Source organism: Staphylococcus sp. HMSC06C11 (assembly GCF_001808345.1).
Taxonomy (GTDB): domain Bacteria; phylum Bacillota; class Bacilli; order Staphylococcales; family Staphylococcaceae; genus Staphylococcus; species Staphylococcus capitis.
This window is the reverse complement of the sequence record NZ_KV793038.1, coordinates 213,559-226,928: the sequence shown is the minus strand read 5'-3', so window position 1 is coordinate 226,928 and position 13,370 is coordinate 213,559. Positions and strand designations below refer to the sequence as shown.

The following is a 13,370-nucleotide window of genomic DNA, read 5'->3' as shown; positions in this document are numbered from 1 at the left end:
TTGTATACCTTGACTTAGAGGAATACAACTCGTTTTTTATAAATTATTCTTCAAAATAATTTTTTAATTTTTGATGATTCATATTTTGACTTAGACCAACTAATAATTTAAGTCTTGCTTTAGGTCCATTTAATCCATTTGAAAATATAACACCCTTTTCAAACAAATCAGCACCGCCACCTTCATAAGCATAGACAGGACTTACAATACCGTTAAACGATCTTGAAACAAGAACGATAGGGATGTCGTTATCAAGGATTTGCTTAAGTCCATGTAAACATGTAGTGGGTAAGTTACCTTGCCCGAGAGCTTCTACGACTATACCGTCGACACCTTGGTTCGCATAAAACTCTAAAAGGTCACTACCCATTCCCATATAAGACTTAATAAGAGGCACATACAATTGATGGTTTATCATCTTAAAAGAAGATTGACGATAGGGATGATGATGAAATTGTACTCTATCTTTTGTTAAAACCCCAAGAGGTCCATGGTTAGGGCTTTGAAATGTATTGATATTAGAAGTGTGGGTTTTGGTTACATTTCGAGCTGTATGTATTTCATCATTAAAGACCACCATTACGCCTTTTCCTGAGGCATCATTAGAAGAAGCAACTCTTATTGCAGAAATGAAATTATATAAACCGTCAGAACCAATTTCATTAGAGGATCTCATGGCTCCAGTAATAACAACAGGTTCTTCAATTTCAAGTAATAAGTCGAGTAGAAATGCTGTTTCTTCCAAAGTATCAGTTCCATGAGTAATAACATAACCATCATATTCACTTATTTCAACGCATTGAATAATTTTATGTTGAAGTTGAGTAACTTTTTCTATAGTCATGTGGGGAGAAGGAACATTAAATAAATGTGTTTCTTCCACTTGAGCGTATTGACCAATGATATCTTGATGTTTTGATATAGGATTATCATCATTGGTTACAACTTTATTTGAAGCATCTTGTGACATACTAATAGTGCCACCAGTATGTATAACAAGGAGTTTTTTCATTGTCTTTCCTCCTATTAATCTTTTACTTTTTTATGATAAAATAATATTTACAAAACAACAAGGAAGGTTAATGAATAATGAGTTCAATCAATATTGCATTAGACGGTCCAGCAGCTGCAGGGAAAAGTACCATTGCTAAGCAAGTTGCTAGCCGTTTAACTATGATATATGTTGATACAGGAGCAATGTATCGTGCCATAACATATAAATACTTACAAAATGGCAAACCGAGTAATTTTGACGAGTTAATTCAAAGTACTGAGTTAGAATTAACTTATGATAAAGAAAAAGGACAAAGAATTATTTTAGATGGGAAAGATGTGACTGATTATTTGAGAGAAAATGACGTCACTAATCATGTTTCTTACGTTGCTTCAAAAGAACCTGTTCGTTCATTTGCAGTACAAATTCAAAAAGATTTAGCAGCCAAAAAAGGGATTGTTATGGATGGAAGAGATATAGGTACGGTTGTATTGCCTAATGCTGAACTTAAAGTTTACATGATTGCTTCCGTTGAAGAGAGAGCAGAACGTCGTCAAAAGGAAAATGAATTACGTGGTATTGAATCTAATCTAGAGCAATTAAAACAAGAAATTGAAGATCGTGATAACTACGACATGAATAGAGAGATTTCACCTTTAAAGAAAGCTGACGATGCAATCACATTAGATACAACTGGAAAGTCTATTGAAGTAGTAACTAACGAAATTTTATCTATGGTAGATCATCTTAAATAAGTATAAGTTATTAAAGACTATAATTGATGTACCACTTGGTATATGATTATAGTCTTTTTATTAAGCATATCAGTTTAACTAAGTATTAATGTTCTATATAATTAACTTGGAAAATAAGATTTGCATCCGTGAATAGTTACAAACTATATTTTTTCAAATTTATAATTTAACATATCTTAATAAGTAGATATCATTGAAATAATATTAAGGAATTGATGGATGCATTTAAAAGATTTAAATCATAATCTAAGCCATAATATTAAATGAAGTGGTTGGCTAATGACTGACAGTCAACTTTCTTAAGTGATTAACTTGAATAAGAAAGTATATTTAAAGTAGAATTTCTTGACAATTCTGTCAGTTTATAAGATGTTATAATTATGTAGTGTATAAGGAGGCAAACAAGATGACTGAAGAATTCAATGAATCAATGATTAATGATATTAAAGAAGGTGACAAAGTCACTGGTGAGGTTCAACAAGTTGAAGATAAACAAGTTGTTGTGCACATCAACGGTGGTAAATTTAATGGTATCATCCCAATCAGTCAACTTTCTACTCACCACATCGAAAATCCAAGTGAAGTAGTTAAAGTCGGCGATGAGGTTGAAGCTTACGTCACTAAAATTGAGTTCGATGAAGAAAACGACTCAGGCGCGTATATTTTATCTAAGAGACAGCTTGAAACTGAAAAATCATATGAATATTTACAAGAAAAACTTGATAATGATGAAGTGATTGAAGCTGAAGTTACTGAAGTAGTAAAAGGTGGATTAGTCGTAGATGTTGGTCAAAGAGGATTCGTACCAGCTTCACTAATTTCAACTGATTTCATTGAAGATTTCTCTGTATTTGATGGACAAACTATTCGCATTAAAGTGGAAGAGTTAGATCCTGAAAACAATAGAGTCATTTTAAGCCGTAAAGCTGTAGAACAAGCTGAAAATGATGTTAAAAAAGCATCATTATTAGATTCATTAAGCGAAGGTGACGTTATTGACGGTAAAGTAGCTCGCTTAACTAACTTTGGTGCTTTCATTGATATCGGTGGTGTAGATGGTTTAGTTCACGTTTCAGAACTATCACACGAACATGTTGAATCACCTGAACAAGTTGTATCTGTAGGTGACAATGTAAAAGTCAAAGTCAAATCAGTCGAAAAAGATTCTGAGCGTATCTCATTATCAATTAAAGACACTTTACCAACACCTTTCGAAAATATCAAAGGTAAATTCCACGAAGATGACGTTATTGAAGGTACAGTTGTACGTTTAGCTAACTTCGGTGCATTTGTAGAAATTGCACCTGCCGTACAAGGTTTAGTTCATATTTCTGAAATCGACCATAAACATATTGGTTCACCTAGTGAAAAATTAGAACCAGGTCAACAAGTTAACGTTAAAATCTTAGGAATAGATGAAGAAAATGAAAGAATTTCTTTATCAATTAAAGCTACATTACCTAAAGAAGATGTTATCGAAAGTGATGAATCTACAACACAATCTTATTTAGAAAATGATAATGATGAAGATAACCCAACTTTAGGGGATGTTTTCGGAGATAAATTTAAAGACCTTAAATTTTAATATTATCGATTAATTTTCTTGTATATTTTATATTATAAAACTCCAATTAAGTCTTAGAACTTTAAGTAGTTCTTAGAACATTAATTGGAGTTTTATTTTTTATGAAATTGGAAAAAGCCCTTTATACATGACGATAAACATCTAATGAAGTTTTGAATAAGCGCATTCATGTGATAAAATTATAGAGATTAAGAAAGAGAGGAAGTTACCTTATGACTAAACCGATAGTTGCAATTGTAGGCAAACCTAATGTTGGTAAATCTACAATTTTTAATAGAGTAGTGGGCGAACGTGTATCGATTGTTGAAGATACCCCAGGCGTAACACGTGACCGTATCTATTCTTCTGGTGAATGGTTAACTCATGAATTTAATATCATTGATACGGGTGGTATTGAAATTGGGGATGCACCTTTCCAAACTCAAATACGTGCACAAGCAGAAATTGCTATCGATGAAGCGGATGTTATCATTTTCATGGTGAATGTAAGAGAAGGACTTACACAAAGTGATGAAATGGTTGCACAAATGTTATATAAATCTAAGAAACCTGTTGTATTAGCAGTAAATAAAGTAGATAATCCTGAAATGCGTAATGATATTTATGATTTCTATTCATTAGGTTTTGGGGATCCTTATCCAATATCTGGGTCACATGGCTTAGGACTTGGGGATTTACTTGATGTCGTAGTTGAGAACTTTGGCGAAGAAACCGAAGATCCTTATGATGAAGATACAATTAGACTTTCTATTATAGGTAGACCAAATGTTGGTAAATCTAGTCTAGTTAATGCAATTCTAGGGGAAGAGCGTGTTATCGTTTCAAATGTTGCAGGTACAACTAGAGATGCTGTGGATACTGAATATTCATATGAAGGACAGGATTATGTTCTTATTGATACTGCAGGTATGCGTAAAAAGGGGAAAGTCTATGAATCCACTGAAAAGTATTCAGTATTACGCGCTTTAAAAGCAATCGAACGTTCAAATGTCGTACTTGTCGTCATCGATGCTGAACAAGGTATTATTGAACAAGATAAACGTGTAGCTGGATATGCTCATGAAGAAGGTAAAGCAATTGTTATTGTTGTAAATAAATGGGACACCGTTGAAAAAGATAGCAAAACAATGAAAAAGTTCACTGAAGATGTTAGAAATGAATTTCAATTCTTGGATTATGCTCAAATTGCATTTGTATCAGCTAAAGAGAGCTTACGTTTAAGAACACTTTTCCCATACATAACTGAGGCAAGTGAAAATCATAAAAAACGTGTTCAAAGCTCAACACTTAATGAAGTCGTAACGGATGCAATTTCAATGAATCCAACACCAACAGACAAAGGGCGAAGATTAAATGTATTCTATACAACACAAGTTGCAATAGAACCACCTACCTTTGTAGTTTTTGTTAATGATGTAGAATTAATGCACTTCTCATATAAACGTTATCTAGAGAATCAAATTAGAAATGCGTTTGGTTTCGAAGGAACGCCAATCCATATTATTCCTAGAAAGAGAAATTAATTAAAAAGGGGATTTAATTATGACAAAAATAACAGTTTTTGGCATGGGTAGTTTCGGTACTGCACTTGCTAATGTTTTAGCCCAAAATGGTCACGACGTATTAATGTGGGGAAAAAACAACGATAGTGTTAACGAATTAAATACGCACCATATGAATAAAAATTATTTAAAAGATGCTAAATTAGATGAAACGATTCAAGCAACAACTCATCTTGAAGAAGCAATACAACATGCAGATGTTTATCTAATGGCTCTACCTACGAAAGCAATGAGAGAAGTAGCTACTAATATTGATAAACTGCTTACTTCTAAAAAAACATTTATACACGTTGCTAAGGGAATTGAAAATGGTACATTTAAACGTGTGTCTGAAATGATAGATGATTCTATTTCATCAGAACACAATGCGGGTATTGGTGTTCTTTCAGGTCCAAGTCATGCAGAAGAAGTAGTTATTAAACAACCCACTACTGTAGCAGCATCTTCTAAGGATGAGAAAATCAGTGCTTTAATCCAAGATCTATTTATGAATGATTATTTACGTGTTTATACTAATAATGACTTGGTGGGTGTTGAACTTGGAGGCGCACTCAAAAATATTATAGCCGTTGCTAGCGGTATTGTAGCGGGTATGGGCTTCGGTGATAATGCTAAAGCTGCGCTAATGACGCGCGGTTTAGCAGAAATTAGTCGTCTAGGAGAAAAATTAGGTGCTGATCCAATGACTTTCTTAGGATTAGGAGGTATTGGTGATTTGATCGTGACATGTACCTCAACACATTCAAGAAACTATACGCTTGGCTTTAAATTAGGACAAGGTAAAACAATGGATGAAGCTTTACAAGAAATGAAAATGGTAGTCGAAGGTGTTTATACGACTAAATCTGTTTATCATTTAGCTAAAAAAGAACATGTAGATATGCCTATTACAAGTGCATTATATCGTGTACTATTTGAAGATGTACCCGTTAATGAGAGCGTTAAAGAGCTTATGGGTAGAGATAAAAAAGCTGAATAATAAGTGTATAATTACACTTTTAGAAGGAATATTCAAAAAATTCATCATGAAACGCGTAAAATCAATGTTTCTGACGCATAAATCGTTGCGATGACAGTAATCAGTGTGTTAAAGTCAAAACATAATGATATTTAATATATCATTATAAAACCTCAGGAGGTGAATTCATAATGAATAAAACAGATTTAATCAATGCAGTTGCAGAACAAGCAGACTTAACTAAAAAAGAAGCTGGTTCAGCAGTTGACGCTGTATTCGAATCAATCCAAAAATCACTTGCTAAAGGTGAAAAAGTACAATTAATCGGTTTCGGTAACTTCGAAGTACGTGAACGTGCTGCTCGTAAAGGTCGTAACCCTCAAACAGGTAAAGAAATTGACATTCCTGCAAGTAAAGTACCAGCATTCAAAGCTGGTAAAGCATTAAAAGATGCTGTTAAATAATTTTACTTACAAAAAGCCCCACAGGGGCTTTTTTTATTTTTAGAACACCTTTATTTATTAATAAATAGGTGTTCTTATGCATTAGTCAAAGACTAATGCGTTCATTTTACAACTGTGTTGTTATTAGTTGGTTTTATGCATTAGTCAAAGACTAATGTATTCCTAATATTATTTAATAGTAGGTATTCTTTTTTACATACTTAATTTTCTTTTTAAATAAAATAAATTGACTAAATAGGGGTAGAGTAATGAAGCTAACAAAGGAATTAGTTTTTTATTCTACTCCCAATTTTTTTACATATATAACATTAAGAGTAATATTTACATCAACACTTTTAAACAAATGGAGTTTTACATAAAAGAACAACTCCTATAGATTTTAATTTCATACATATAATGTTAATATTATTATGATAATATCGTGAGGTGTGAACATGGAAACGACAATAAGCAAACTAAATAAACAAATAGAACAAAGGCTTAAAGGTATAAACGATTACGAATCAATTCATATTAATTCTTCTTTAGGAAATTTACTTGATTCATATTCTATTCCTGAAAAAGCTAAGCTTGCTTGCCTCACTATTGACACTTCAATGAGTCATCTAGATGATATTGCTAAGAATAACTTATCTAAAAATGGAATTTTAATTGGAGATTTGCTAAGTGCTCATTATTATACGTTATTAGCAGAAATTAATGATCTTTCTTATCAATTATCAATGAGTGAAGCTATTGTAAAAGTAAATGAATTAAAATCTTCACTTCATCAGCAAACATTGTCAGAATATGAGATAAGTGAAGCTATCATTGATATTGAAGTACTTTTCCCTTATATTACGCTTGCTCATTTTGGAAAGAAAGTTGATAAGTACGCTTTATTCTATGAATTAACTAACAATGATGATGGCTATTATCCTTCATATTTAAATCAATATGATGAACAAGCAATCGACCAATATTTCAATACAATTAATCAAAGCTATATAAAAAGAAGAGGTAATTAACATGGGTGAAAATCAAGCAAAAAAAGAACAAGTACATACAGTATTCCAAAATATTTCTCAAAAATATGATCGATTAAATAATATTATTAGCTTTGAACAACACAAAGTTTGGAGAAAACACGTGATGAAACACATGCGTGTTAAAGAAGGTAGTCAAGCATTAGATGTTTGTTGTGGCACTGCTGATTGGACAATCGCATTAAGTAAAGCAGTCGGCAACAAGGGACATGTGACTGGATTAGATTTTAGCGAGAACATGCTAGAAGTTGGAAAAGAAAAAACATCTTCATTAAACAATGTGAAACTTGTTCATGGTGATGCTATGAACTTACCATTTGATGATAATACATTTGATTATGTGACAGTTGGATTTGGACTTAGAAATGTACCAGATTATCTTGTTGCATTACAAGAAATGCACCGTGTACTAAAACCAGGTGGTATGGTAGTATGCCTTGAAACAAGTCAACCTACTTTACCATTATTCAAACAAGTTTATAGCTTATACTTCAAGTTTGTAATGCCTATATTCGGTAAAATGTTCGCTAAGTCTAAAGAAGAGTATGAATGGTTACAGCAATCAACATTTAATTTTCCTGATAAGCAAACGTTAAAACGTTTATTCTTTGAAGCAGGATTTAATGATATAACAGTACGTAGCTTCACAGGTGGCGTTGCTGCAATGCACCTTGGCTATAAAGAAAAAGATTCTACCAAAGGTGATTAACGTGGCAAAGTTAAACATTAATAATGAAATAAAAAAAGTTGAAGAACGTTTGGAACGTGCGATTCAAAGTACGGATCAAACTCTAGAAGAGGCTTCTTTCCACTTATTATCTTCAGGTGGTAAAAGAGTACGTCCTGTTTTTGTAATTTTAAGCAGTCAGTTTGGCACAAGTGAAGGTACTTCAGAAGATACCTATCGTGTGGCTGTAGCACTAGAACTCATTCATATGGCTACTCTCGTCCATGATGATGTTATTGATAAGAGTGACAAGCGTCGAGGACGTCCTACAATTTCTAAAAAATGGGATCAAACCACTGCTATATTAACAGGAAACTTCCTACTTGCATTAGGTCTTCAACATCTATCTGAGATTAAAGATGCTCGCGTTCACTCTATTATTTCTAACTCTATTGTAGACGTATGTAGGGGAGAGTTATTTCAATTTCAAGATCAATTTAATAGCGAACAAAATATTACAAATTATTTGCGTCGTATTAATCGTAAAACTGCTTTACTGATTCAATTAGCTACTGAAGTAGGTGCAATTACTTCTGGTGCTTCTAAAGAAACTATACGCAAATTGAAACTTATTGGTCATTATATTGGAATGAGTTTCCAAATCATTGATGATGTTTTGGATTTCACAAGCTCAGAAAAGAAATTGGGCAAACCTGTAGGTAGCGATTTGATGAACGGTCATATTACTTTGCCAGTACTTTTAGAAATGAGAAAGAATAAGGATTTCAAACAAAAAATCACTAACTTAAATGCTCAAAGTCCTCAATCTGATTTCGATACATGTATTCAAACTATTCGAAAATCCGATAACATTGAAGAATCTAAAGCAATAAGTGAGAAGTATTTAAATAAAGCAATTGCTTTAATTGAGGAATTAGAAGAGGGACCTAATAAAAATTTATTTAAAAAACTCATTAAAAAAATGGGCAGTAGAAATAAGTAAGTTCTGTGAAAAGTATTGAAAGCGCTTCACTATCCTGTTACTATGAAATGGTGGCAGGATAAAAGCTTATCTTGTTCGATAGGAAATAAACCTATACATATTTCGGTAAATGAATGAAACACAACTTACGGGGGGACACGCAAAGTGGAACGTACATTTTTAATGATCAAACCAGATGCAGTACAAAGAAATTTAATTGGAGAAATTATTTCAAGAATTGAAAACAAAGGGTTAAAACTTGTTGGTGGTAAATTGATGCAAGTACCTACTGAATTAGCTGAGAAGCATTACAGCGAACATGAAGGTAAACCTTTCTATGAAAAATTAATTTCATTTATAACTTCAGCTCCTGTTTTTGCGATGGTTGTAGAAGGTGAAGATGCTGTCGCAGTATCTCGTCACATTATCGGTAGTACTAATCCTTCTGAAGCCGCACCTGGTACGATTAGAGGCGATCTTGGTTTAACAGTTGGAAGAAACATTATTCATGGTTCTGACTCTGTAGAATCAGCGCAACGTGAAATTAGTTTATGGTTTAATAGCAATGAAATTGCTGATTATACATCACCAAGAGAAGACTGGTTATACGAATAAAAAATATAAATAAATGAATTTCATTTTATCCACTAAGAACCGATTTAGCGAAAGTTAAATCGGCTCTCTTTATTTTCACCAATGAAGTTACATGACGCTAAAGTTCAAGACTTATGTTGTGTGTATGAATATGATAATATATTAAACATATTACAATTTAATGCATTAAAGAAGAGAAAGGAGTGTGCGCTCATGAGATACCTCACTTCAGGTGAATCACATGGTCCACAACTTACAGTCATCATTGAAGGTGTACCAGCTAATTTAGAAATTAAAGCTGAAGATATTAATAAGGAAATGTTTAAACGTCAAGGCGGATATGGTCGAGGACGTCGTATGCAAATCGAGAAGGATGCAATTGAAATTGTTTCTGGAGTAAGAAATGGTTATACGCTTGGGAGTCCAATTACTTTAGTCGTGACTAACGATGACTTTACGCATTGGAGAAAAATTATGGGCGTAGCACCAATAAGCGATGAAGAAAGAGAAAACATGAAGCGTACCATTACAAAACCTAGACCTGGACATGCTGATTTGGTTGGAGGAATGAAATATAATCATCGTGATTTAAGAAATGTATTAGAGCGTTCATCTGCTAGAGAAACCGCAGCACGCGTCGCTGTAGGAGCTGTCTCTAAAATACTCTTAGAACAACTAGATATTCATATGTACAGTCGTGTGGTTGAAATAGGTGGCGTTAAAGATGAAGGCCTTTATGATACTGAAACTTTCAAAGCCAATATTGACAAAAACGATGTACGTGTAATTAATGAAGATATCGCACAACAAATGCGTGATAAAATTGATGAAGCAAAAAAAGAAGGCGACTCAATTGGTGGTGTAGTTCAAGTTATGGCAGAGAATATGCCTGTTGGCGTAGGGAGTTATGTTCACTACGATCGTAAATTAGATGGTCGCATCGCGCAAGGCGTGGTAAGTATTAATGCTTTTAAAGGTGTTAGTTTTGGCGAAGGATTTAAAGCCGCTGAAAAACCAGGTAGTGAGATTCAAGATGAAATTCATTACGATAGCGATAGTGGTTATTATAGAGCTACGAATCACCTTGGAGGATTTGAGGGTGGTATGAGTAATGGGATGCCAATCATTGTAAATGGAGTAATGAAACCTATTCCAACACTCTATAAACCTTTAAACTCAGTAGATATCAATACTAAAGAGGACTTCAAAGCGACGATTGAACGTTCTGATAGTTGCGCGGTTCCTGCTGCAAGTGTGGTATGTGAACATGTTGTAGCTTTTGAATTGGCAAAAGCATTACTGGAAGAGTTCCAATCTAATCACATCGATCAATTAAAATCACAAATCGAAGAACGTCGTCAGTTAAACATTGAATTTTAAATACACCATCCTTAAGAGGTGATAAGATGAAACTTGAAACAACTTATGAAAATAACAACTATCCAATTATTGTGGAGCACGATGCAATTGAATACTTGGATTCTTTTACCAAAGATTATGACAAAGTATTCTTCATTATTGACGCTAATGTGTATCACCAATTTTCAAAGAAAATAGATACCTTAACTAAAAAGCATCATGCGCAGAAAATTATCATTCCTGCTGGCGAACAAACTAAAACATTTGCCCAATACAATCAAACAATGGAGTCATTGTTAAGTCATCAATTAACACGACAAACATGTATTATCGCTTTAGGTGGAGGGGCAACAGGTGATTTCGCCGGTTTCATTGCTGCAACTCTATTAAGAGGTGTAGGATTTATCCAAGTTCCTACTACGATTCTCGCACATGATTCAAGTGTTGGCGGAAAAGTAGGTATTAATTCAAAGCATGGTAAAAATCTTATCGGTGCCTTTTATCGACCTAAAGCTGTCATCTATGATTTAAATTTCTTAGAAACGCTACCTTATACTGAAGTTTTGAGTGGTTATGCTGAGGTCTATAAACATGCATTATTGAATGGTAAGGAAGCTACGCAAAATATAGAGGCGCATTTTAGTTCTGATAAACAGTTAAAATCTTTAAATCAACTAGACTACTACTTATTTAAAGGCATAGAAACGAAATTGCACATCGTTGTTGAAGACGAAAAAGAAAAAGGTATGAGAAAATTTCTTAACTTAGGTCACACTTTTGGTCATGCTGTGGAATATGAACATAAAATACCACATGGTCATGCAGTAATGATAGGCATACTCTATCAATTTATTGTAGCTAATCAAATGTTGCATACCGAATATGATATTCAACATTTCATTAATTATCTCCAATGTTTAAATTATCCTTTAGAGATTATCCCTAAGCTTAATTTTGAAGACACATATCAATTTATGTTACTTGATAAGAAAAATAACAGTGAAGGTATTCAAATGGTCTTACTTCAAGATTGGGGTAGTCCTATTGTACTTCATGTTGATAAAACGAGACACCTTAAAGCATTTAATCAATTACAGTCATATTTTAGGTAGGTGATAAACATGACTAATAGTGAAGTTATCGACATCAATGGCCCTTTAAAGGGTGAAATAGAAGTTCCGGGAGACAAGTCCATGACACACCGAGCAATCATGCTTGCATCTCTAGCGACAGGTCAAACTACAATTTATAAGCCTTTACTTGGAGAAGATTGTCGCCGTACTATGGAAATATTTGAGTTATTAGGTGTTAAAATAACTGAACATGAAGAGACAATCATTATTGACTCACCTGGTTATCAACAATTTAAGACACCACACCAAGTGTTATATACGGGGAATTCTGGAACAACAACACGTTTATTAGCGGGACTACTTAGTGGTTTAGGAATTGAAAGTGTACTATCTGGTGATGTTTCTATTGGTAAAAGACCTATGGATCGTGTCCTAAAGCCATTGTTACAAATGAATGCTCATATTTCAGGTATTGAAGGAAATTATACCCCTTTAATTATTAAGCCATCTATTATTAAAGGTATAGAATATCAAATGGAGGTTGCTAGTGCTCAAGTAAAAAGTGCAATTTTATTTGCGAGTATCTTTTCAGAGGAAGCAACAACCGTCACTGAAATTGATGTGAGTAGAAATCATACAGAGACAATGTTTGAACATTTTAATATTCCAATAGAGATTGAGGGTAAGACGATTCGAACTTCACCTCATGCAATTCAACACATCAAAGCACAGGATTTCCATGTGCCTGGAGATATTTCGTCAGCAGCGTTCTTTATTGTAGCCGCGCTAATTACACCTGGAAGCGATATTACAATTCATAATGTTGGCATTAACCCGACACGTTCAGGTATCATAGACATCGTTGAACTTATGGGGGGTAATATTGAATTAAACAACGTGACTCACGACGCTGAACCTACAGCTTCTATTCGAGTTAAATACACCCCAACTTTAAAGCCAATTACTATTGAAGGTGATATAGTACCTAAAGCGATTGACGAACTTCCTGTAGTCGCATTATTATGCACTCAAGCTTCAGGTACTTGTATTATCAAAGATGCAGAAGAATTAAAGGTAAAAGAAACGAATCGAATAGATACAACTGCTGATATGCTCAATATGCTAGGATTCAGCCTACAACCAACAAACGATGGATTGATTATACATCCTTCTGAATTTAAAGCGAATGCAACAGTAGATAGTCAAACGGATCATCGTATAGGTATGATGTTAGCTGTAGCTTCGTTACTAAGTTCTGAACCTTTAACAATAGAGCAATTTGACGCAGTTAATGTATCTTTCCCAGGTTTCTTACCAAAATTAAAGCTTTTAGAAAATGAGGGAAAATAAAT

The 13,370-nt window shown here is 33.6% G+C and carries 13 protein-coding genes; 12 read left to right on the top strand and 1 reads right to left on the bottom strand.

All coding sequences use genetic code 11. The features are described 5' to 3' along the window. Positions 1 to 43: 43 nt before the first annotated feature. On the bottom strand, positions 44 to 1,012 hold the full coding sequence (locus HMPREF3154_RS04470; RefSeq protein ID WP_002433810.1) for an asparaginase: 969 nt from the start codon (positions 1,010 to 1,012) through the stop codon (positions 44 to 46). Positions 1,013 to 1,089: 77 nt separating this feature from the next. On the opposite strand from HMPREF3154_RS04470, the gene cmk reads away from it, so the two are divergent. The 12 genes from cmk to aroA all read left to right on the top strand — a co-directional run bounded on the left by cmk (position 1,090) and on the right by aroA (position 13,368). Beyond that, a complete protein-coding gene (gene cmk, locus HMPREF3154_RS04465) occupies positions 1,090 to 1,749 on the top strand; it encodes a (d)CMP kinase (protein ID WP_002433890.1) in 660 nt (219 codons plus the stop codon). Between the two features lie 406 nt (positions 1,750 to 2,155). Beyond that, complete coding sequence (rpsA, locus tag HMPREF3154_RS04460) at positions 2,156 to 3,334, top strand: 30S ribosomal protein S1 (RefSeq protein ID WP_002453288.1); 1,179 nt, start codon at positions 2,156 to 2,158, stop codon at positions 3,332 to 3,334. 212 nt (positions 3,335 to 3,546) lie between these two features. Further along, positions 3,547 to 4,857 carry a ribosome biogenesis GTPase Der gene (der, locus tag HMPREF3154_RS04455; RefSeq protein ID WP_023350238.1) on the top strand — a complete coding sequence of 437 codons (1,311 nt, stop codon included), beginning with the start codon at positions 3,547 to 3,549 and terminating at the stop codon, positions 4,855 to 4,857. A 19-nt stretch (positions 4,858 to 4,876) separates the two neighbouring features. Continuing rightward, positions 4,877 to 5,875 carry an NAD(P)H-dependent glycerol-3-phosphate dehydrogenase gene (locus tag HMPREF3154_RS04450; RefSeq protein ID WP_023350239.1) on the top strand — a complete coding sequence of 333 codons (999 nt, stop codon included), beginning with the start codon at positions 4,877 to 4,879 and terminating at the stop codon, positions 5,873 to 5,875. Between the two features lie 170 nt (positions 5,876 to 6,045). Beyond that, a complete protein-coding gene (locus HMPREF3154_RS04445) occupies positions 6,046 to 6,318 on the top strand; it encodes an HU family DNA-binding protein (RefSeq protein ID WP_002433931.1) in 273 nt (90 codons plus the stop codon). 434 nt (positions 6,319 to 6,752) lie between these two features. After that, the gene (locus HMPREF3154_RS04440; protein WP_023350240.1) at positions 6,753 to 7,325 is read left to right on the top strand and encodes a hypothetical protein; all 573 of its coding nucleotides are present in this window, start codon (positions 6,753 to 6,755) and stop codon (positions 7,323 to 7,325) included. Between the two features lies 1 nt (position 7,326). After that, positions 7,327 to 8,052, top strand: a complete 726-nt coding sequence (locus HMPREF3154_RS04435; protein ID WP_002433785.1) for a demethylmenaquinone methyltransferase — start codon at positions 7,327 to 7,329, stop codon at positions 8,050 to 8,052. Position 8,053: 1 nt separating this feature from the next. Continuing rightward, positions 8,054 to 9,013: a polyprenyl synthetase family protein gene (locus HMPREF3154_RS04430; RefSeq protein ID WP_023350241.1), complete on the top strand. Its 960-nt coding sequence runs from the start codon at positions 8,054 to 8,056 to the stop codon at positions 9,011 to 9,013. 144 nt (positions 9,014 to 9,157) lie between these two features. After that, entirely contained in the window at positions 9,158 to 9,607 is a 450-nt protein-coding gene (gene ndk, locus HMPREF3154_RS04425; RefSeq protein WP_023350242.1) for a nucleoside-diphosphate kinase, read from the top strand. A gap of 192 nt (positions 9,608 to 9,799) precedes the next feature. Beyond that, positions 9,800 to 10,966: a chorismate synthase gene (gene aroC / locus HMPREF3154_RS04420; RefSeq protein WP_023350243.1), complete on the top strand. Its 1,167-nt coding sequence runs from the start codon at positions 9,800 to 9,802 to the stop codon at positions 10,964 to 10,966. Between the two features lie 26 nt (positions 10,967 to 10,992). After that, positions 10,993 to 12,057, top strand: a complete 1,065-nt coding sequence (aroB, locus tag HMPREF3154_RS04415; RefSeq protein WP_023350244.1) for a 3-dehydroquinate synthase — start codon at positions 10,993 to 10,995, stop codon at positions 12,055 to 12,057. Positions 12,058 to 12,066: 9 nt separating this feature from the next. Next, the gene (aroA, locus tag HMPREF3154_RS04410; RefSeq protein ID WP_023350245.1) at positions 12,067 to 13,368 is read left to right on the top strand and encodes a 3-phosphoshikimate 1-carboxyvinyltransferase; all 1,302 of its coding nucleotides are present in this window, start codon (positions 12,067 to 12,069) and stop codon (positions 13,366 to 13,368) included. Positions 13,369 to 13,370 lie beyond the last annotated feature (2 nt).

Coding starts and splice junctions, on each gene's coding strand:
- HMPREF3154_RS04470 (WP_002433810.1), bottom strand. CDS start 1,012: ATGAAAAAACTCCTTGTTATACATACTGGTGGCACTATTAGTATGTCA.
- cmk (WP_002433890.1), top strand. CDS start 1,090: ATGAGTTCAATCAATATTGCATTAGACGGTCCAGCAGCTGCAGGGAAA.
- rpsA (WP_002453288.1), top strand. CDS start 2,156: ATGACTGAAGAATTCAATGAATCAATGATTAATGATATTAAAGAAGGT.
- der (WP_023350238.1), top strand. CDS start 3,547: ATGACTAAACCGATAGTTGCAATTGTAGGCAAACCTAATGTTGGTAAA.
- HMPREF3154_RS04450 (WP_023350239.1), top strand. CDS start 4,877: ATGACAAAAATAACAGTTTTTGGCATGGGTAGTTTCGGTACTGCACTT.
- HMPREF3154_RS04445 (WP_002433931.1), top strand. CDS start 6,046: ATGAATAAAACAGATTTAATCAATGCAGTTGCAGAACAAGCAGACTTA.
- HMPREF3154_RS04440 (WP_023350240.1), top strand. CDS start 6,753: ATGGAAACGACAATAAGCAAACTAAATAAACAAATAGAACAAAGGCTT.
- HMPREF3154_RS04435 (WP_002433785.1), top strand. CDS start 7,327: ATGGGTGAAAATCAAGCAAAAAAAGAACAAGTACATACAGTATTCCAA.
- aroC (WP_023350243.1), top strand. CDS start 9,800: ATGAGATACCTCACTTCAGGTGAATCACATGGTCCACAACTTACAGTC.
- aroB (WP_023350244.1), top strand. CDS start 10,993: ATGAAACTTGAAACAACTTATGAAAATAACAACTATCCAATTATTGTG.
- aroA (WP_023350245.1), top strand. CDS start 12,067: ATGACTAATAGTGAAGTTATCGACATCAATGGCCCTTTAAAGGGTGAA.